Here is a 21218-nt window from a genome sequence, read left to right as displayed (position 1 = left end):
GCAGATATAATGGAAAAAATGCATAGCTCTAGCCGATAGTCCTTGCATCGGCTTAGCCAAATTTAGGGTAAGAATATGACCAATACTAATTACACAGAAATATCTCATTCCGACGATTGTGAAAAATACGTCAATCAGTTCATTCAAGAATTTCCACTGCGCCGTGCTGAAATTGGTCAAGGCACATTGATAAAACGTGCTTTACCGAGTCGGCATAAACGGATGATTGGGGCATGGTGTTTCCTTGACCATGCCGGTCCAGTGCATTTTCCGCAAGGTGATGGCTTAGATGTTGGGCCGCATCCACATATTGGTTTGCAAACGTTTACCTGGATGATTGATGGTACCATGATGCATACCGACAGTTTGGGCACACATCAGTTAATTCAGCCCAAACAAGTCAATCTCATGACGGCGGGTTATGGTATTTCGCATACTGAGGTTGCTCCAGAATCTGAAACGCAAATGCATGCTGCGCAACTTTGGATTGCATTGCCAGATGACAAAATCAATATGGCGCCCCAGTTTGACCATTACCCAGAGTTGCCTGTGGTGACACAAGACGGGATTGAATTGACGGTATTGGTGGGTGAATTTTTACAGACTAAATCGCCGGTAAAAGTACATAGTGAATTATTGGGTGTCGATCTGCGTAGTTCGGAAAGTCAAAGTACCGTCCTGCCGCTCAATCCAAAATTTGAATATGGCTTTATGGCCCTCGAAGGGACTGCCAGTATCAATGGTCACGAGCTAAATGAAGACAATATGGTGGTACTTGAGCCGGGCTTAACCCAAGTCAAAATTGACCTACATGCAGGTGGCCGTGTTTTATTATTAGGAGGTGAACCTTTTGAATCACCGATTCTGCTGTGGTGGAATTTTGTGGGGCGCACACAAGAAGAATTGAATATTGCCCGTGAGCAGTGGATTAATCAGGACGAACGCTTTGGCTCTATTCCAGACTATGATGGTCCACGACTAGAAGCACCGGCTTTCCCTGATAAAATGCGTCCATCACGTTAACTTAAAAATAAAAATGAACAGCCGTACCTGTGGTGAAAATGGTGCGGCATAACCATGAGGGAGTCATTATGGGTATCGTCGCAACGGCAACAGTAAACACTTTAGAAGCACCGTGGTCAGGTGAAATTCAGAGTGGAAAACATCAACTTATTACCGATAAGCCCGAATCATTTGGCGGCGGGGATTTAGGTTTAGCACCGTATGATTTACTGTGCGCATCTTTAATCTCATGCACAATGATTACCTTGCGCATGTATGCAGCACATAAACAAATCCAATTGGGTGAGTTTCGTGTCGAGGCAGACTTTTGTGCGAACCGTGAAGGAGCTGAATGGGTTGAGCGACGCCTGCATTTTCAAACGCCCTTGGATGCAGAATTAGAGCAAAAAATCTTGTCCATTTGTGAAAAAACCCCTGTGACAAAAACTTTATTGCGCAGTATAGACATTAAAACCACTCTAGTTTAATTTAAATGCAGGTCGCTGCTGTACTGTACAAAATTTAGTTTTGATATAGCCCTAAGCAGTGATCTGACACTTTTTATGATTTAACTACTTCAAAATAATAATGGCTTGCCAGAAATAAGAAAATTTTAGACTTCATATAGGAGATGAACCCATGCGGGTGCTACATCATCTAGAAAAATCTCGTTCATTTCGTATTTTATGGGCAATGCAGGAATTAGGACTGGATTATCAGGTTCAGTTTTATCTGCGCCAGCCAAATTTGTCTGCTCCCCCTGAGCTTAAAGCCATCCATCCTTTAGGGAAGTCGCCCATATTGCAGGATGATGGACTGGTCTTGGTAGAATCTGCAGCGATCTTGGAGTATTTACAAGAGAAGTATGATCGGCATGATTTTTTTGCAGCCAAGGCGGAACATTCAAAACAACAATATCGCTTTTGGATGCATTATGCCGAAGGTTCTCTAATGCCGTTGTTGGTGATGCAGTTGGTCATGAGCAATGTGCCACGCCATGTACCTTGGGTCATCAAACCCGTAGCTAATCGCATTTGTGATGGGGTCAAAAAAGGTTTTGTACGACCTCGCTTAAAAGAACATATCGAGTTTTTAGAAAACCATTTAGCGGAAAATGAATATTTTGCGGGACCGTTTAGCTTTGCGGATATTCAGATGACGTTTCCATTAGAAGCCGTCATGACCAGAACTCAAGGGCGATATCCACAAATTCAGGCTTTCTTACAACGGATGCAACAGCGTCCTGCATATCGCCGTGCCAAACAACAAGAACAACAGTTGGAAGCACAGCAAGACCGGCAGGATGATTCTGCTTAGCTCACATGATACAAGCGTTCTTTAGGGAAGACGACTTTAAACAGCGAACCACGGTTTTCTTTGGACTCAATTTCAAGGTGTGCCTGATGTTGCATCAAAACGTGTTTCACGATGGCAAGACCTAAACCTGTTCCTCCCGTTTGGCGACTACGTGCGCTGTCCACACGGTAAAACCGTTCCGTTAAACGGGGTAAGTGTTTCGGGTCAATCCCGATACCCGTATCTTCAACGGTAAAATAACCATGCGTACCATCATCATGCCAACCAATGGTCACAGTACCGCCTTTCGGGGTGTATTTAATTGCATTGGTGATGAGGTTACTAAAGGCACTCGCCAATTCCATATCTGATCCGATCAGGTCACAGTGACTATCAATCTCGAGATTCAGTGTATGTCCATAATCCACATTGTAAGCATGTGCATCGTCATATAGTTGGTTCATTAGGCTGGGCATTTCAATGATTTGATTTTTAGCAACTTTTTTATCATTTTCCAGACGAGATAATAATAACAAGTCATTAACCAAAGCATTCATACGGCGGGTTTGAGACTGCATTTGATCGAATGCGCGTTTCCAGCGTGGATTTAAATCTTCCTGATCGGTAAAGGTTTCGATATAACCACTTAAAACCGTGAGCGGTGTGCGTAACTCATGTGAAATATTATCGACAAAGTCTTTACGCATCTGCTCAAGGTTATGCATGCGCGTGACGTCATAAGCCACCAATAAACGACTTTCGCGACCAAAACGGGTCAATTTGACTTGCACATAATGGTCTTCGAGCACTGATGATTTCATTTTTAAACCATCGGGGGCTAAATCGATATTGGTAAAGTATTCGATAAAACTAGGCTGTCTTAAAATACTTAAAATATTGCGCCCTTGATCGAGCTGTTGAATCCCCAAAAGCTTTTCTGCGGCAGGGTTCCACCATTCGATTTGGTGTAATTCATCAATCAATACCACAGCTTCAGCAAGTGCTACCAAGGAAGATTGAGCGCGGTCAATTAGGCCGACCATTTCAGCTTGTACGATGCGTTCTTGGCGCTGGGCACGGTATACATTAAAGAGCAAAGCCCCCCAAATGCCGTCTAAATTCGGCGGGACATCATAAGGACGGTTTGAAATCCATTCGTTGACCAAGTACAGCGAACGCATTTGCAATGCAAAGAACACTGCAAAGGCAATTAAGATGCAGATCCATAAGTACCCGGTACCAAAGCCGATGAGTGCAGCAATGAGTAGGAAAAATGCCAGCAGTCTCAAATCCTGCTTGGCAAAAGTCCATAAACTGCTGTAACGGAATTTTTTATGTTCACTGGCAAGTTCAGGGACGGGATACGGTTCATACATATAAAATTAAAGACCTAAAATGACTAACCCATTACAGCGTCTGCACGGGTAGAGAAACGGTAACCTGTACCACGAACAGTTTGGACATAACGATCGGCTTGGAAAGGTTCAAGAACTTTACGCAAACGACGAATATGAACGTCAATGGTACGGTCCTCAATATACACGTTTCCACCCCAAACCTGATCTAATAATTGAGCACGGGTATAGGCACGTTCAGGATGAGTCATGAAAAAGGCCAATAGACGATATTCAGTCGGTCCCATATCTAAAATGGTGTTGCCAAAGCTGACACGTTGGCTGACTGGATCGAGGATTAAGCCATTGGCATCAATGGTTTTTTCACCACCCAATGCATTTGAGCGACGCAGCACCGCTTTAATGCGTGACACCAACTCACGGGTGGAAAAGGGTTTGGTCATGTAGTCATCTGCACCCGCGTCCAGACCTTGGACTTTATGGTCTTCTTCGCCGCGCGCAGTGAGCATGATGACTGGAATTTCTGACAAATTTTCATCGCGTTTTAAACGACGACATAGGTCTACACCACTCACGCCGCCAGGCATCATCCAATCTAATAAAATCAGTGCAGGACGCTGATCCACAATCATTTGGTGCGCTTGTTTGGCATCTTCAGCTTGCTGACATTGAAAACCAGCCATATCCAGTGAAGTATGGATCATTTCCCGAATCGGGAGTTCGTCGTCGACGATTAAAATATAGTCATCTTTCACAGCGCAATACCCTATTTTATGTAAACGGTAGACCGTTTTATATTTATGACAGGCTTATTACAAAGATTAATTATGACAGTATCATTGCAAAAATGATCTTTCATTGGGGTTTAGAAAGAAATTGTGACAATTTAAATCCTGAAATATTCAACAACATGGGCTTTGCATCATGCTGTTGTCACAAAAAAATCATTCAAAAAATTGTAAAGATCAGTGTTGAGGACAAAATTTATTTCCTGGGTTTTTCAGAAAAAGCATCCAACAAGGCCAAAAAGACCACGCTACATGACGATAAAACTTCATCAATCGGCTGTTTATAACCACTCATGACCCAGCGAATCGCGATTTGGGTGACATAACCATTGAGACCGGTTGCGACCATTGAAATTTCGCGTTCTGAACGATCAATATTCGGCATCATCAGCATGACAAAGGCATGAATCATACGGTCAAAGCGCATCATGGTTTCATGAATCGTGGCTTGGTTATGTAGCTCTTGTACCAACATAGCATCGATGTAAATGATGCGCGCCATGCGAGGATTATTTTTTAAGGTTAACAATAGGGCGGTTAAGCCCGCTTCAATCATTTTTTTAGAATCGGTAGATGCTTGCATGATGGCTTGCATCACATTTTGTTGCAGTTCATCGATTAATTTTAAAAAGATGGTCTGGAACAGTTGCTCACTTTTCTTAAATGATTCATAAAAATAGCGTTCGGTCAGCTTGGCTTCCAAACAAATATCTTTCACAGTCACTGAAAAAAAGCCATGTGTTCCATAGGCTTCTATACCGGCTTCAATCAGTTTTTCACGTCGCGCTTGCTTACGTTCACTGAGAGAAAGCCCTTTAAATTGACGTTCCTTCACATTTTTTGCCTGTTGTTGTTCTGTGTGATTTGTTGCATCTGTCATGAAAATATACGCTGAACTAAAGCAGAATTTTGTCTTATTTTAGCAATAATTTCAGTTTAAACCTATGTTTAAGCATTGGCGATTTCAACAGCTTAGCACGTCCTAAGATGACATTGACAATATGTATTGTCAAAACTATATTAAGTTGACGAACTGCACACATTGGCAAATGAGATCACGCTGTGATAAAGCCAAGCGGCAGCATAAAGGAATAAGGAATCACAATGAAAAACTTCAAAAATAAAGTGGCTGCCATTACAGGTGCAGGTTCAGGTATTGGTCAGCAATTGGCAGTGCTTTTGGCGAAACAAGGCTGTCATCTGTCTTTAAGCGATGTGAATGAACAGGGTCTAGCGGCAACCGTTGAATTGGTGAAAGCCAGCAATGTACGTGTAACCACGCAAAAACTCGATGTGTCAGACCTTGCAGCAATGAAAGCATGGGCAGCACAGACCGTTAAAGATCATGGTTCCGTGAATATGATTTTTAACAATGCGGGTGTGGCTTTGGGCACGACCGTTGAAGGCGCAAGCTACGAAGAGCTGGAGTGGATTGTCAATATTAACTTCTGGGGTGTGGTTTATGGCACCAAAGAATTTTTACCCTATATCAAGCAAAGTGGTGAAGGTCATATCATCAATATTTCCAGCTTGTTTGGTCTAACTGCACAGCCAACACAGTCGGCATATAATGCCACTAAATTTGCAGTACGTGGCTTTACCGAATCTTTACGCCAAGAATTGGATATTGAAAACTGTGGCGTGAGTGCGCTATGTGTACATCCGGGCGGGATTCGTACCAATATTGCCAATGCCGCAAAAATGAATGACAGCTTGAAAAGTTTAGGCATGAACCCACAAAAATCGGCACAGTCGTTTAATAAATTCTTGCGTTGTCCACCTGAAGAAGCGGCTCGTCAAATCATTGCAGCAGTACAAAAAGATAAGCGCCGTTTATTGATTGGTAATGATGCAAAAGCGATTGATTTAATTCAACGTTTGCTACCGACGGGTTATCAAAAATTAACTGCCATGGCGACTAAATTTGGTCAATAAGCGGTAATTAAAATCAATTGAAAAGAGCCCACGTCAGTGGGTTTTTTTATGCTCTAGTAATATCAGAAGCGCAATTTGATCCAAATAAAAGAACGATACGCGGTAGTGTCATCCGCAATTGTTTGAGACAAGAAGACTTTTAATCAAAAATGTTTTTGCGATCCTTTGAATCATTTGATGGTATTGAACGAGTTTTGTCGGTGAGGTGTATTGCACCGCAAGATGGTTTCCTTGCGAAGCACGCTTCTCATTTTGTCGAATGAGAAACAACGTTTCGTAAGAGTACCTCCAGCCGAAGGCTAATCCCGTTATTCAATCCCTAGATGTAAGACTCCATCGAATAGATTTAAAAATCATTTTAAAAATCCGAAATTACTTTTACAGGCGTAACATCAGTTATTAAAAGCCCAAAGCGTATTTCTTATTTCATAAAATAAGATATAAAAATGGAAATAACTGATGATTTGAAATAAGCAACTGTTGAATAACCAACATTTTTTTGGCGTTAAAACCAACAGAATTTATCAGATTTAAATAATAAAACTTTAAAAAATAAATACTTAAAATGTTGGCACAGTTGTTGCCATATTAGAGTGAACAAAACTCACCACTGTATGGAACATTTATGAGTACTTTTACGCATCGATATCTTTCTGCTTTTCGTGTCCTACAACAGGCATGTTGTTGTGCTATGACACTCGCGATGATGCGCGCTTAAATTCTAAAAGCTGTCTTCGAGTTTCGGTCGTGCATAAGTTGAATAAAACCTACGACCACTCAGATTAATTTTTAAAAAAACCCACGCAGTACATTCACTTCATGCACCTTGCATGGGGTTGGGGGATTTTGCGCTTTGGGAAAAATGTTAGTGAAACCAAATCATGAAAAAAACCACATTAACCGTTGCGGTCGGACTGATTTTATCCGCAACCAGTCAGCTGAGTTTTGCATCCGATGAAGCACTTCAGCAAGAACTGAGCAGCTTAAAACAACAAATTGAGAGTTTGCAAAAACGCTTAAATGCCGTGGAATCTGGTGCGACGAAAAGCCAAGTCGTCGAAACGGCCGCGGTGACGACAGACGATACGAGCAACGCCGCTGATATTGAAGGTGAAACGCAGGTTGCAGAAGTAACCACAGCAACATCCGAAGATATCGACGGCTTACGTGCAGATATTGAAAACTATAAGTACGATCAGTCACGTCAATATGAACGTCAAACCACCAAATCGACCCGTGACACAACCCTGTATGGCACGGTTCAACTACGTGCCAGTGCGCTCGATGAAACGGGTGTGTTGGGTGCAACCAAATCGACATTTGATATTGGGACTGCGCTAATTGGTGTGCGCGGGAATTTATTCCGGGATTATAACGAAGGCAAAAACCTCGATTATCAATTGTCCTTTGGTTATGGCAAACGCAATGATGGCACCAATAACAGTAACTTTAACTTACTAGATGCCTTTGTTCGCTATAACGCTTTTGCCACCAATGCGGGCCCTGAAACTGCCAAACTGAACTTTACGCTCGGTCAGCAGTTATTGCCCTTTGGTCTAGATGTGCAGTCTCCTGAAGATTTGCGTCCGACCATTAGTACCGCTGCAGCTTCGACCTTTTTAGGACTGTTTAATCGTCAAAATGGATTTATCGTCCGTGGAGATGCCAAACCTTTTGTCGACTTTGCATCGAACTACCGTGCGCCGCTATTTGAGTATGCCTTAGGGGTAACCAATGGGAACGCCAGCAATAAGGCAGATGACAACAATGGCAAAGATTATATCGGTCGTGTGGCTTTTACCTTGCCAGTGGACTACGCCAGCATTTTCCGTGAGTTGAAGTTCGGTGCCTCTTATATCAAAGGCGAATCGAAAATTTCAGCCGGCGGAATCACTGACGATGCTGCAAAACGTGATCGTTTGGGTTTCGATATTTATTATAACCACGCCCCATTTGGCGTGACCTATGAATATCTGCAAGGCAAGACCGATTATGTCGACACTGTAGCCCAAGACATCAAAGAAGCCAAAGCGGAAGGACATACTTTTACCGCTTTTTACACCTTGGGCGATCAGTTCTACAACAGTATTAAATCCAATGCCAAATTTGATGATTTCTGGCCAAAGTCAGTCCAAGGCTATTACCGTTTTGACCGCTATAACCCGAATAAAAACAACGCAAGCTATCTCGACACCGCGAGCGGTCGTATTGGTGAATATGACATTCACTCTTTGGGCTTAAATCTGTTTTTTGCGCAAACCACAAAATTCCAATTACAGCTGAATCACTACCTGTTTGATGTCGAAACGGCAAATCAAAAAGACACCAATGAGCTGCAAGCTCAAGTTCAGTACACCTTTTAATTCAAATATTTAAACCATTAAGGAACATTTAAAATGAAAATTATCTCTAAAAAAATCGCAGCCACATTCTTGGCACTTTCAGCACTTGGTCTAAGCGTTCAATTGCATGCTGCCAATCCCAAAGAAATTCGCATTTCTGTATCAGGCGCGGGTGAGGGGGGTAAACCCAAAGTGGGCGGTAGTTTTGTAGCTACAGCACATTTACGAGGTGTGCTCGAACAAGAATTTAAAAAAGATGGCATTAAGGTGAATTGGCTATTCTTCCCAGGAGCAGGCCCTGCAACCAATGAAGCTTTAGCCAATGGCAAAGTTGACTTTGCATTGCATGGTGATTTGCCCTCATTGGTTGGACGTTCAACGGGATTAAAAACCAAAGTCTTGTTTTCAACAGGGCGTTTTGGCCCAACTTATGTGGTGGTGCCTGCCGGCTCTAATGCCAAATCCTTTGCAGATCTCAAAGGCAAAAAATTCTCCGTCTTTAAAGGCACCAATGGTCAGATCGTCTTTAACCGTGTATTAGCAAAATACAATTTAACTGAGCGCGATTTACGAGTGATTTCGCAAGATGCCTATTCGGCGCGTACTGCGTTAGCGACAGGTGATATTGATGCCACGATTACTTCACCGTTTAGTTTGCAAGCGCGTGGTGTGGCGAAAACATTATTGGAAATTAAAGATCCCAAAGTTGCACCGATTGCGCACTTTTGGGTGACAGAAAGTTTTGAAAAACAATATCCAGAGGTAGTGCAACGTGTCGTGACGACACTGATTAAACAGGCGCAGTGGAGTTCTCAAGAAGCCAACCGTAGTGCGCAATATAAACTCTGGGCTCAAAGTGGCATTCCATTGGTGGATTATCAAAAAACTTGGGATGGTTGGAATTTAAAGGACCGTACTACACCGCTACTAGACGAGTTCCATCGTTCACAAATTGATAGTGCTTTAAAAATTGCCAAAGATGCACGCTTAATCCGTCGTGATGTGGATACCAAAACGTGGTATGAGCCGAAGTATCTAAATAATGCCTTGAAAGAGCTGAAGTTAGAGGGTTACTGGCGCCAATTTAATGCTCAAGGTCAACCGAAGTAAGTCGCAGCCATGAGTCGTCCGATTGAAAGCAATGTAATTGCCAGTCCATTAACCACCAAATTTATGAGCAGTTTTGTGCTGCTCACGATTTTGGCTGGACTAGGGGTAGGCGTAGCACGGGTATTAATTTCCTTGTATGCCGTGCATTTAGAAGCCACCGAATTGCAATTGGGGCTAATTTCTGCAGCGCAAAATTTTGGCATTTTGATCATGGCATTGCCGATTGGCGTGTTGGTACAGCGCTTTGGGTCTTTGAAAATATTCTGCATCGGCAGTGTGTTGGGCGCTGTGATCTATAGCTTAACGCCACTCAAAGCCGGTGCATGGTATTTGTTTGCGGTGACAGCCTTGGTGAGTTTTGTCTTACCCATGCGTTTTGTTTCGATCAATACCGTTTTTCTGAGCAATTTAAAGCGTTTAGGTCCAGCCCGTGCGGGTTGGTTTCGCGGTTCGCACATGATGGGATATTTCCTGATTGCACCTGCATTGAGCGTGTTGTTGATCGAGCATTTCGGCTATGGCGGAAGTTTTTATGTGGTGTCTTTGCTTTTTTTAGGCACCTTGCTGTTGGCTCCGTGGTGCTTTCAACGTAGCACTCCGCAAGCGACGAATCACCCGCATTTTCAATGGCGAGATATTGTGGCGCCATTGGCACTGATCAAAACTCATGCCTCATTACGGATTATTTGCATATTGGAATTTTTGAGCAGCGTGGCAAATAACTACTTTGGCTTTTTCATTGTGGTGATTGCTATCCAAAGTTTTGCACTTTCAGAACCAATGGCGGTGATGCTGCTGACCGTACAAGGCATCGTCTTTGTGGGATCGCTATTTAGCATGGGCGGTTTAGCTGAGCTGATGGGTTATCAAAAGTTTTATTTGATTGGCCTAAGCCTGATGGCAACGGCATTACTGATTTTAGCCTTAACCAAAATCACGCTGTTGATGTGGCCTGCTTCGGTCATGTTTGGACTTGGACTCGGTATGTTGCATATCGCCAATTTTATGTCTTTCGCCCGAGTGGGTGAGCAAACCGCGATGGCTAAGATTTCTCCAATTTTAGCCCTCGTCGGACCTTCGGGTGGACTGTTGGGTGGCTTGATAGGCGCCGTATTTGGCGCACAGGTTGGACTACAAAATTTATTTTTACCAATCGGGCTGGTGTTTATTGGTCTGATTATTTTGATCAGCAAAAATCAGGAATTTATTCAATTTTTAAAACCTGATGTCTCAGAACAGAGCGTAAAAGGACAAGAATTATGAGCCTTACGGATGTATCTGCACATTCGGTTCCCTTGCAAAGTGACCGAAGTGCGTTGGATTTTTTTAAGACCTATTTAAAACTAACTTTGCAAGTGGCGTGTGGACTCCTGATGCCAGTTTTGTTGTTCGGTCTATGGTATGTGGCAACACTTAAACAGTGGTTGCCTGAGCAGATTTTACCTGCACCGAGTCTGGTGTGGCAAAGCACAGTCGAATTATGGCAAAGCGGTGAATTGAGTTTTCATTTTGCCATCAGTGCCAAACGTATTTTATGGAGTGTCTTGCTTGGTGCCAGTGTCGGGATTTTGCTTGGTACTGTGTTGGGATTGGCCAAACGTAGTCGGGACTTTATTTTTCCGACGGTGAATCTTGTTGCGCAATTTCCCATAGTTGGCTGGATTCCATTATTGATGATTTTCTTAGGCATCGATGAGGCTTTGAAGATTGCCGCTATTTCATTGGCTGTTTTACCACCGGTGTTGATTGCAACCTATAAGGGCATTACTCATGTGCCGAATAGTTTGATGGAAGTGGCAGAGGTTTACCAATACAGCAATTGGCAGAAACTCAAAGAAGTGATTTTCCCAGCTGCACTACCCAGTGTGATCAGTGGTTTACGTCAAGGCATTATGCAGGCGTGGTTGGCATTGGTTTTTGTCGAGTTATTAGCGAGTAGTGAAGGAATTGGTTATCTCATGGTGTGGGGACGTCAGCTAATGCAGATGGACTTGATCTTCATGGCGATCATTGTGATTGGTATTACGGGCTATGTCTTAGATACCTTGCTGGCTTGGTTAGAAAAAACTGCGCGCTTTCACGCAACCCGAGTAGGAGGGAACTCATGAGCATTCTTTCATTACACGGGGCAGCGCGCCAAGTCTTAGTTAAAGCAGCAAAAGCACTCGTTCTACCTGTGGCATTTATCGCACTGTGGGCAGTGGCCTCACAGCAAAATTGGGTTGATCCAAAGTTGATTCCTAGTCCATGGCTCGTGCTGCAAAAAGCAGTAACCGTGCTCCAACAACCGAGCTTTTTGACAGGCTTTGGCGAAAGTTTGGCACGAAATTTTATCGGCTATGGCATAGGTGCGATAGCGGGTGTGCTGTTTGGCATCTTGATCGCGAGTTCACGCCTTTCGAATTGGTTATTTGCACCGAGCTTTCATGTATTGCGTCAAATTTCGCTGTTTGCATGGTTGCCACTAATTTCGACCTTTTTAGGTGAGGGACATGGCGCCAAAGTGCTGTTTATTACCTTATCGGTGTTTTATCCCGTGGCGCTACACACCTTTGAAGGTGTGAGCAGTATTTCGCATAAGTATCGTGAAGTGGCCGAAGTTTACCAATTTCCCAAGACATACGCGTTTCGTAAATTGATATTACCCGGTGCTTCGGCGCAGATTTTTGTCGGTTTACAACTTGGGCTGATTTTCGCATGGCTTGCCACCATCGGCTCTGAATTTTTATTGGCGAACTATGGCAATGGTCTGGGCAATATCGTGATTCAAGGGCGTCAGGCTTTTGATGTCGAACTGATTATTTTTGGCATGTTGCTGATAGGAATTGTGGGCGTGTTGCTCAATACGGTACTGACTTGGGTTGAGCGTAAAGTTTTAGCTTGGCAGCAGGTTGGATAGGAGAACATAACAATGAAAAAAATGACAATCCATAACACTCCTCAACTCTGGCGCAATATGTTCCTTGCAGCATTGGTCGGTGGCACAGCCTTGGTTGGTTGCAGCACGCAGCGAGTGGATGAACCTCAGCAAGTGGCTTTAAAAGAACTACGCTATCAAAGCTATCCGGGACTGGTGTCCTTACCTGAATTGGCACAAGACTTGGGCTATTTAGGCGACGTTAAACTCAGTTATGTCGGCACGGTACAAGGTGGGCCACAAGATTTACTCACTTTGGTGGCCGGTGATGTTGATTTTGCTGGCGCCTTTAATGGTGCTGTGGTGAAGGTCATCGCTGCGGGTCTAGATGTCGTTCCCGTAGTGGCTTCTTATGGCAGTGATGCTGAACAAAACGTGGGTTTTTATGTGCTAGAAAATAGTTCTATCCGTAGCCCACGAGACTTTATTGGCAAGAAAGTCGCAGTGAATGCCTATGGGGCACATTATGACTTTGTGGTGAAAGATTATTTGGCTCGCCATGGATTAACCGATGATGAAATCCGTCAAGTTGAGCTGATTATGTTGCCACCGGTGAGCTCAGAACAAGCCTTAAGGAATGGGCAAATTGATATTGCAGTGTTCTCTGGCATTTTGGAAAAACGTGCCTTAAAAAATGGTGGTGTACGCAGCATCTTTAAAGATATTGATTTATACGGCCCCTTTACCGCAGGGAGTTTTTCGATGCGCGGAGATTTTATTCAAGCGCATCCCGAGTTGGCTCGCACCTTTGTCAGTGGCGTGGCCAAAGCTCAAGAATGGCTACACAACACGCCGAAAGAGCAAATCATTGCCCGTATGGAAAGTATTATCGAAAAACGTCAACGCAATGAAAATACAGCACTGATTCCATATTACACAGGCACAGGTGTTCACGAAGTCGGTGGCGTGCAAAAAGATCAGGATTTTGCACCATGGGTGAGTGCCTTAGAAAAAGAACACAAATTAAAACCAAATCAAATTGAGGTCATTCGCATCTATAGCAATGAATTTAATCCCTATGCGCAAGACCAAAAATCAAAAGGAATATAACAATGACCAGTGCATTACATTTAGATCACGTGCGTAAGGTATTTCCTGCACAGAACCATGTCGGCAGTAAAAACTATAAGCCTGAATTTGTCGCTGTAGAAAATGTCACTTTGGATATTCAGCCGGGTGAATTTGTTTCAATCGTGGGGCCAAGTGGCTGTGGAAAATCTACATTATTAGACTTAATTGCGGGTTTAACCAAACCGTCTGCAGGGCAGATTTTACTGAGTGGTAAGCAGATTACTCAACCGGGTTTAGACCGTGGCATTGTGTTTCAGCAATATGCGCTCTATCCATGGTTAACCGCACTGGAAAATATCGAATTTGGTCTAGAAGCCAAAGGCGTAGCAAAAAAAGAACGCCGTGAAAAAGCCGAATACTATTTGCAGCTTGTGGGTCTCAGTGGCTTTGAAAAGCATTATCCGAATGAGCTTTCCGGCGGGATGAAACAGCGGGTTGCGATTGCCCGAAGTTTGGCTTATGAACCAGAAATTTTATTAATGGATGAGCCCTTTGCTGCCCTAGATGCGCAAACCCGAGAAACCTTACAAGCCGAGCTGATCAATATCTGGAAAAGCTCGAAAAAAACCATTGTTTTTATTACTCACAGTATTGATGAAGCAATTTATCTGAGTCAGCGCGTGGCGATTATGACCTCAAGACCGGGGCGAATTAAGGAAGTGATTGAAATTCCGCAAAGCCTGCGCAGCTCCAGTGAAGATGTCCGTTCATTGCCTGAATATGGCCGAATTCGCCATAAAATTTGGTCATTGCTCAGTGAAGAAGTGATTAAAGCGCAAGCCCTCGAAAAACATAAACAGCTTGCACATAACTAAAATATTCAGAGGATTTATTTATGTCATCGACTAAACAAGCCATCAGTTATACGCAATCGTATAACGACATTAAACCCAGACTACAATTCACTTGGTTAAACACGGTCTTTAAACGCACCATTGCCATTGTAACTTTTTTCTTGCTGTGGGAGATTCTGCCGCGGAGTGGTGTGGTCAATCCGGCTTTTTTACCGCCGTTATCTGTAGTGTTGGAAACCACATGGCAGCTATATCAAAGCGGTCAATTAGGCATCCATTTCTTGGCCAGTATAAAGCGTTCAATTATTGGTTTCATTTTGGCCCTAGCGATCGCTATTCCTTTAGGTCTCATCATTGGTTGGTACAAGCTCGTGGCTGAAACCTTAAATCCATTGTTAGAATTGTTTCGAAATACCACAGCATTGGCATTAATGCCGCTGTTCATCTTATTTTTAGGTATTGGTGAAACTTCAAAAATCAGCCTGTTGGTGTATGCATGCACATGGCCGATTTTATTGAACACCATTACAGGCGTACAAACAGTCGATCCTTTACTGATTAAATCGGCACGAACCATGGGCCTAAAACCCTATCAATTGTTCCGAAAAGTGATTCTGCCTGCGTCGGTTCCGACGATTTTTGTCGGTATCCGTCTGGCAGGGGCAATTTCTATTTTGGCCTTAGTTGCAGTAGAAATGTTTGGTGCCAAAGCAGGTCTGGGATATCTGATTATTTATTCGCAATTTAGCTTTGAAATTCCACAAATGTTTGTAGGCATATTAGTCATTACCCTCGTAGGCTTATCCTTTAACTATTTCTTGATTGGACTAGAAAAATACTTTACAGCGTGGAAACGAAACCCCGTGGAATAATCTAGACAAAATGGAAAAATAAATAAAAACCTCGGGATATACCGAGGTTTTTTATTACTGATTTTTTATACTTAAAATAATGCAATGAATAAAGAATAATGTAGATGAATATTTATGTATCAGTTTTTGGGATTATTATTTTAATGTGGAGTAAATAAAAATATGTCTTATTTATAATAAGCCATATTTAATTAGGCGAGTGCGAATCACGTTCCTTGTCACTCCAAGCAAACGAGCCGTATGCACTTGATTGTATTGACAGTGCTGATACGCACTTCGGATAAATTTTTCTTCAATCAGCTCATTAATATTGTCATGCTTAAGTTGATTTGCGGCTTGAAAAATTTGTAAAAAGGTCTGCTCAAGTAACTGTCCAGCATCTTGAATATCTTTGATGTTGGCTACAGCAGAGGTGGCATTTTGTAAGTTAAAAGGTTCTGCACGCGAAAACGACGATGCACTTTGAATACTCGAAAAACTAATATCTTCTGGTTCAATCACACCTTTTTCACTGACTAAAATCGCATGTTGAATGGTATTTTCTAATTCGCGAATATTGCCCGGCCAACTATGTAAACTGAGTTTTTTGAGAGCCAGTTGGCTGAGGCGTAATGGTGTGTCATGTGGGTTGGTTTGATAGACCTGAATGAAGTGTTTGACCAAAGGCAAAATGTCGCCACGACGCTCTGCGAGACGTGGAATGCGCAGCAAAGCCACATGTAAGCGGTAGAATAAATCTTCCCTGAAACGCCCGTCTTGTACGGCATGCTCTAAATCGACATTGGTTGCGGCTATGATCCGAACATTAATCGGAATGGATTTGAGGGAGCCGACTCGAACGATCTCTCTTTCTTGTAAAACACGGAGTAATTTGACTTGCATCGGCAAGGACAGATCACCAATTTCATCTAAAAATAAGGTGCCATTATGGGCTGCTTCAAACCAACCGACACGGTTGTTAATAGCCCCTGTAAACGCTCCTTTTTCATGTCCAAATAGTTCGCTTTCGACCAAGGATTCGGTAAAGGCGCCACAGTTCACCGCGATAAAAGGACCTTTGGCACGATGGCTCAATTGATGAATTTGGCGTGCAACCAACTCTTTACCTGTGCCCGTATCACCAATGATGAGTGCATTGGCCTCACTTGGTGCAATTTGTTCAATTCGAGACAACAACGCTTGCGATAACGGGTCTGCAAAGACCGTCGCTGTTGCCCGTTTATGTTTCAGTGCAGAGGGCACCGCAGGGTGGGTCAAAATAGACATATCGTTTCTTATAGTTGTTGAAAATGCAGATCATGATGAAAGATTTAAAAATAAAAGATAAATAATAATTCGATATTTAAATATCAGTTTCACCGATAAATTCATGTATGGATTATTTATCTGATTTTAAGATAAATAAAATCGGGATAACTAAAGGATAAATCAAGATATAGCAAGTGATTGAACTGTTTTATAGTAAAGCTCTCTTAATAACAAAAGGCATAATTAAAATGGCGATTACTTCAGTAAATGTGCGAAACCAATTCAAAGGCGTGATTAATGAAATCGTAGAAGGTCCAGTGGTTTCAGAAATTGATGTGGAAACCAAAGCAGGCTTTTTTACGTCCGTGATCACGACGCGTTCGGTGAAGGATTTAGACTTAAAAGTAGGTTCAGAGGTGGTGGTGTTAATTAAATCGACGGAAGTGTCACTGGCTAAACTCTAAGGTTTAGTCCAGCAAAGTTTGTCAGCACAAATAGAGAATAATGATATGAGCTTAGAACAAGCTGGTTCGGTTTCTATTCAGCAGCTAACGAAACATTATCCCACACAAAAGCAAGAAGACCTAACCGTACTTGAGGACATTAATCTGAATATTCAGCCGGGTGAGTTCATCAGTATTGTGGGAAGTAGTGGCTGCGGAAAATCCACACTATTACGGTTATTGGTTGGTCTAGAGCGTCAGTTTCAGGGCCAAATTTTGGTTGATGGTCAGCCTATACAGGGCACGAGTTTGGAACGCGGCATCGTGTTTCAAGATCATCGCCTGTTTCCATGGTTGACGGTACGGGAAAATGTACGGATTGCATTACATAAAAGTCAGTTTAGCCGTGCAGAAGAAGATGTATTGATTGATGAACATTTAGAGTTGGTCAAATTAACCCAATTTAAAGATGCTTATCCTTCGCAGTTGTCTGGTGGGATGAATCAACGTGTGGCGATTGCCCGGAGTTTGGTGAATCGACCACAGATTTTACTGCTCGATGAACCCTTTGGCGCACTTGATGCGTTGACGCGGCAAAATTTACAGGATGAATTACAGCGAATCTGGCAAAGTGAAAAAATCACCATGATCATTGTCACCCATGATGTCGAAGAAGCGGTATTTTTGGGTGATCGGGTGGTGGTCATGCAGCCACATCCGGGACGAATTAAACGTATTGTAGATATTCATTTAGCCCATCCGCGTAAACGCGAAGATGTCCGTCTGACCAATATTAAAAATGACATTTTGACTGACTTTAGTGATCCAGTAAAAGATCAGTTGCTTGAACCTTTATCTCATCGATTTGCCGATTATAAATTTGCATGGTAAGTCTGAATTGACCATCACCTAGACAATGTAAAAGCCCTGAATTCAGGGCTTTTTTTAGGCTTATCAAATATAGATCAGTATGATCATCGCTTAAGTTGGATTAATATCAGTCCATAAAAATGCCCCAGTTGGGGCATTTGTTTTTCAGTTTTATTAAACGTTGGTTTATGAGGCTTGGGAGGTATGTCTTTTTTCTAAAACATATTGGTTTTCAGGTCGTTTTAAACCTAAGTTTTCTCGTAAGGTCTTGCCTTCATAAGCCGTTCGGAATAGACCGCGACGTTGCAGTTCAGGAACGATGAGATCGACAAAATCATTTAACCCCGCAGGTGTTGTTGGCGGTAGGACATTAAAACCATCGGCAGCGTCATTCTCAAACCATTCTTGCAGTTGATCTACGACTTGTTCAGGCGTGCCAATCAAGGTCCAATGTCCACGGGCTGAAGCGATATATTGATAGAGCTGACGAATACTAAAATTGTGCTTCCGGGCAATATCAATCATCATTTGCTGACGACTGGAGAAATTAATGTCTGCATCTTCTATTTTCGGGAAAGGGGCATCTAGATCAAATTTGGCCAGATTAATGCCACCTGCCAAAGCAGACAATAAACTTAAACCCACTTCTGGGTGAATTAAACTATTTAAAAAGTCATATTTTTCTTGGGCTTCTTGCTCTGTCTTGGCAACAAAAATCGAAACCCCCGGCATAATTTTCAGGTCATCTGCATGGCGGCCATATTTCACTAAGCGGTTTTTGACATCACGATAAAAGGCTTGCGCATCTGCTAAGTTCTGCTGTGCTGTAAAAATCACTTCGGCATATTTACCGGCTAGTTCACGACCATCTTCAGATTGCCCAGCTTGAACAATCACCGGATAGCCTTGCGGTGGGCGAGAGACGTTGAGAGCACCCAGTACCTGATAGTATTGGCCCTGATGATTGGGCTGATGTTGTTTTCGGGCATCAAAAAATTGCCCAGTTTCTTTGTTGTAATGGAAGGTATCATCCTCCCATGAGTCCCAAAGTTTTTGAGTCACCTCAATAAATTCATCGGCACGTTCGTAACGCTCTTTGGGTTCAGGGTGCTGCTGAATGTTAAAGTTTTTTGCGGCATCGGCAGAGGCTGTCGTTACCACATTCCACGCAGCACGACCTTTAGAAATATGATCTAAAGAAGCAAATTTACGCGCCAAAATGTAAGGGTCTTCATAAGTCGTGGATGCTGTGGCAATAAAGCCTATATTTTGCGTCACAGCCGACAGTGCAGCAAACAATGTAACAGGTTCAAAGCCGACGCCTTTATCGCCCAAACCTTTCTCACCTTCGACAGCAGAACTCCAACGGACAGACAGACCATCGGCAAGAAAGTAGGCATCGAATAGACCACGTTCTGCGGTTTTTGCCAGTTCAATTGCATAATCAATATTGAGATGATCTTGTGGGCGAGATTCGGGATGACGCCAACCCGCGACATGCTGTGAGGTGGTTGGAATAAAAGCCCCAAGCTTTATTTGACGTTTAGACATAAAAAATTTCTCATCCCAATTATTCTTAAAAGATAAAAGGGATAAGAACAAAATCTATGCCAAACCGTAATTGTTTGAAAATATGCAATTTTTAATTTTAATTGGTTCTAGGTGTAGATAAATCAACAGGATATAAAACCAAATGTTGAAAAATAAACAGCAGTTTAACGGCAAACTTTATGCATGGATCCGTACAAGATTTTCCATATTGAGATGCAAAGCTGCGGATTGGCATTGAACGCTATTAGCGAGCCTTATAGCAATACTTTGATGGCTTTTCGTCTCCATACCAGTTGGTAATACAGCCCTTGTAAAATACATAAGCTGACAAAGGCCAAGGCATAGGCATACCAAATGCCTTTTAAGCCCCACCATTCACTGAATAGGTAGGCACACGGCACTTCAATGCAAATAATCGCCATAATATTAATAATCATCGGCACGGTCACCGTTCCACTGGCCCGCATAATGGAAGCAAAAATCGCACTGGCACCAAAAAATAAAATCGACCAAAGCACAATGAACAGCAATTCTTGACCGAGAACCACAACTTCAGGATCTGTAATAAACAGCGCCATTAAATATTTAGAGAACAAATAGCCCAATGCCACCAAGATACCAGTAATAATGAAATTCATCCCGATGGCCGTACGTTTCACGCGATTAATTAGTTCAGATTGACCTGAACCGATGGCTTGTGCTGCAAAAATAGAAGCCGCAATCGCGATGGACAAGGCCGGGAATTGGATATAGTTCAAAACCTGATTGACCGCGCCATATGCAGCAGTAGCATCAGCACCATGGCGGTTAACTAAACCGACAATCACGAGACCAGCCACAGAGGTCGTGACCATCTGAATACCCGTAGGAATGCCTAGTTTTAAGATAATTTTGCTGAGATCATGTTGATGGCGAATATGACGAATCAACTCGAAGTCGAGTTTGAGCGGGTGATCTTTCTTTTTTAAGTAGAAATATAAAAATACCAAGGCAATTAAAAAGCCGATATGACTGGCAATGGCAGGGGCAATAATACCTAAACTTGGAAATCCAAATTTTCCTGCAATTAGTACTGGTGTAATGATCAGCCCTGAACCAATGGTCATACCTGACGCAATCAGCGGTGTTGTACTGTCACCGACCCCACGCAAAATCGAGGTGTAAATAATATAAATAAAGAGTAGTGGACTACCCGCAAGCATCCATTGCACATAAGGCAAAGATAAATGCATCACGTCTGGGGCTGTGCCTAAAGCCAATAAAATGGGCTTGGCAAATATAACCCCTAAAAAGGCAATAATGCTGCCACCAATCAAGGTCATAAAAAGGGTGGAACCCACCACAGTACGAACTTTTTCAAGATTCTGCGCGCCCCAAGCTTGCCCCACCAACACGGTTGCACCTGCCGAGAGTCCAATCACAAAAGCCATTAAACAGAACAAGATCGGGAAAAATACCGCAACGGCTGCAATGGCATGCACCCCAAGCATCTGACCGACAAAAACGGTGTTAATGGTCCCAGATAAATTCTGCAAAATATTGGTGGCGATCAAAGGCACCAGAAAAACTAAAAACGTTTTCCATAAATTTTGCTGAGTAACGAGGGACTGTTGTTTTGACATGC

20 protein-coding genes are annotated in these 21218 nt (G+C 42.8%); 14 read left to right on the top strand and 6 right to left on the bottom strand.

Annotated features, from left to right (window positions below):
- Positions 1 to 75 precede the first annotated feature (75 nt).
- The 3 genes from G0029_RS15175 to G0029_RS15165 all read left to right on the top strand — a co-directional run bounded on the left by G0029_RS15175 (position 76) and on the right by G0029_RS15165 (position 2319).
- Complete coding sequence (locus G0029_RS15175) at positions 76 to 1023, top strand: pirin family protein (RefSeq protein WP_180107661.1); 948 nt, start codon at positions 76 to 78, stop codon at positions 1021 to 1023.
- Between the two features lie 68 nt (positions 1024 to 1091).
- Entirely contained in the window at positions 1092 to 1490 is a 399-nt protein-coding gene (locus G0029_RS15170; RefSeq protein ID WP_180107660.1) for an OsmC family protein, read from the top strand.
- Between the two features lie 151 nt (positions 1491 to 1641).
- A complete protein-coding gene (locus G0029_RS15165; protein WP_180035124.1) occupies positions 1642 to 2319 on the top strand; it encodes a glutathione S-transferase family protein in 678 nt (225 codons plus the stop codon).
- Here G0029_RS15165 and phoR read toward each other — a convergent pair.
- The 3 genes from phoR to G0029_RS15150 form a co-directional block, all read right to left on the bottom strand.
- Positions 2316 to 3674: a phosphate regulon sensor histidine kinase PhoR gene (gene phoR, locus G0029_RS15160; RefSeq protein ID WP_180107659.1), complete on the bottom strand. Its 1359-nt coding sequence runs from the start codon at positions 3672 to 3674 to the stop codon at positions 2316 to 2318. The two genes, G0029_RS15165 and phoR, sit on opposite strands and share 4 nt — an antisense overlap.
- Before the next feature lie 23 nt (positions 3675 to 3697).
- Positions 3698 to 4408, bottom strand: a complete 711-nt coding sequence (gene phoB, locus G0029_RS15155) for a phosphate regulon transcriptional regulator PhoB (protein WP_078194048.1) — start codon at positions 4406 to 4408, stop codon at positions 3698 to 3700.
- Positions 4409 to 4637: 229 nt separating this feature from the next.
- Positions 4638 to 5321: a TetR/AcrR family transcriptional regulator gene (locus G0029_RS15150; RefSeq protein WP_111885789.1), complete on the bottom strand. Its 684-nt coding sequence runs from the start codon at positions 5319 to 5321 to the stop codon at positions 4638 to 4640.
- Between the two features lie 224 nt (positions 5322 to 5545).
- On the opposite strand from G0029_RS15150, the gene G0029_RS15145 reads away from it, so the two are divergent.
- The 9 genes from G0029_RS15145 to G0029_RS15105 all read left to right on the top strand — a co-directional run bounded on the left by G0029_RS15145 (position 5546) and on the right by G0029_RS15105 (position 15482).
- The gene (locus G0029_RS15145; protein ID WP_180010800.1) at positions 5546 to 6376 is read left to right on the top strand and encodes an SDR family NAD(P)-dependent oxidoreductase; all 831 of its coding nucleotides are present in this window, start codon (positions 5546 to 5548) and stop codon (positions 6374 to 6376) included.
- Positions 6377 to 7257: 881 nt separating this feature from the next.
- Positions 7258 to 8739, top strand: coding sequence for a carbohydrate porin (locus tag G0029_RS15140; RefSeq protein ID WP_180107658.1), 1482 nt, complete (start codon positions 7258 to 7260; stop codon positions 8737 to 8739).
- 33 nt (positions 8740 to 8772) lie between these two features.
- On the top strand, positions 8773 to 9828 hold the full coding sequence (locus tag G0029_RS15135) for an ABC transporter substrate-binding protein (protein WP_078194045.1): 1056 nt from the start codon (positions 8773 to 8775) through the stop codon (positions 9826 to 9828).
- Between the two features lie 9 nt (positions 9829 to 9837).
- A complete protein-coding gene (locus G0029_RS15130) occupies positions 9838 to 11091 on the top strand; it encodes an MFS transporter (RefSeq protein ID WP_180107656.1) in 1254 nt (417 codons plus the stop codon).
- Positions 11088 to 11936 (top strand): ABC transporter permease, encoded by an 849-nt coding sequence (locus tag G0029_RS15125; RefSeq protein WP_180107655.1) that lies wholly within the window; start codon positions 11088 to 11090, stop codon positions 11934 to 11936. Before G0029_RS15130 ends, G0029_RS15125 begins: the two co-directional genes overlap by 4 nt.
- Positions 11933 to 12727, top strand: a complete 795-nt coding sequence (locus tag G0029_RS15120) for an ABC transporter permease (protein ID WP_078194041.1) — start codon at positions 11933 to 11935, stop codon at positions 12725 to 12727. Before G0029_RS15125 ends, G0029_RS15120 begins: the two co-directional genes overlap by 4 nt.
- 12 nt (positions 12728 to 12739) lie before the next feature.
- Positions 12740 to 13795 carry an ABC transporter substrate-binding protein gene (locus G0029_RS15115; protein WP_227591837.1) on the top strand — a complete coding sequence of 352 codons (1056 nt, stop codon included), beginning with the start codon at positions 12740 to 12742 and terminating at the stop codon, positions 13793 to 13795.
- Between the two features lie 2 nt (positions 13796 to 13797).
- On the top strand, positions 13798 to 14631 hold the full coding sequence (locus G0029_RS15110) for an ABC transporter ATP-binding protein (protein WP_078191496.1): 834 nt from the start codon (positions 13798 to 13800) through the stop codon (positions 14629 to 14631).
- A gap of 20 nt (positions 14632 to 14651) precedes the next feature.
- Entirely contained in the window at positions 14652 to 15482 is an 831-nt protein-coding gene (locus G0029_RS15105; RefSeq protein WP_180107654.1) for an ABC transporter permease, read from the top strand.
- A gap of 171 nt (positions 15483 to 15653) precedes the next feature.
- Here G0029_RS15105 and G0029_RS15100 read toward each other — a convergent pair whose 3' ends face one another.
- Complete coding sequence (locus tag G0029_RS15100; protein WP_180110237.1) at positions 15654 to 16748, bottom strand: sigma-54 interaction domain-containing protein; 1095 nt, start codon at positions 16746 to 16748, stop codon at positions 15654 to 15656.
- 230 nt (positions 16749 to 16978) lie between these two features.
- Here G0029_RS15100 and G0029_RS15095 point away from each other — a divergent pair, with 230 nt between their 5' ends.
- Together G0029_RS15095 and G0029_RS15090 are read left to right on the top strand one after the other, a co-directional pair.
- Positions 16979 to 17194 (top strand): TOBE domain-containing protein, encoded by a 216-nt coding sequence (locus G0029_RS15095; RefSeq protein ID WP_067765474.1) that lies wholly within the window; start codon positions 16979 to 16981, stop codon positions 17192 to 17194.
- Between the two features lie 45 nt (positions 17195 to 17239).
- Positions 17240 to 18064, top strand: a complete 825-nt coding sequence (locus tag G0029_RS15090) for an ABC transporter ATP-binding protein (RefSeq protein WP_180110236.1) — start codon at positions 17240 to 17242, stop codon at positions 18062 to 18064.
- A gap of 165 nt (positions 18065 to 18229) precedes the next feature.
- Here the strand turns inward: G0029_RS15090 and G0029_RS15085 are convergent, their stop codons facing one another.
- Both G0029_RS15085 and G0029_RS15080 read right to left on the bottom strand, forming a co-directional pair.
- The gene (locus G0029_RS15085; protein WP_180110235.1) at positions 18230 to 19594 is read right to left on the bottom strand and encodes an LLM class flavin-dependent oxidoreductase; all 1365 of its coding nucleotides are present in this window, start codon (positions 19592 to 19594) and stop codon (positions 18230 to 18232) included.
- Positions 19595 to 19848: 254 nt separating this feature from the next.
- On the bottom strand, positions 19849 to 21216 hold the full coding sequence (locus G0029_RS15080; protein ID WP_180035133.1) for an MATE family efflux transporter: 1368 nt from the start codon (positions 21214 to 21216) through the stop codon (positions 19849 to 19851).
- Between the last annotated feature and the right edge of the window lie 2 nt (positions 21217 to 21218).

This window comes from Acinetobacter sp. YH12138, from assembly GCF_015218525.1.
GTDB lineage: Bacteria > Pseudomonadota > Gammaproteobacteria > Pseudomonadales > Moraxellaceae > Acinetobacter > Acinetobacter amyesii.
Note: the sequence above shows the minus strand (reverse complement) of the source record. Positions and strands in the feature narration are given on the sequence as shown.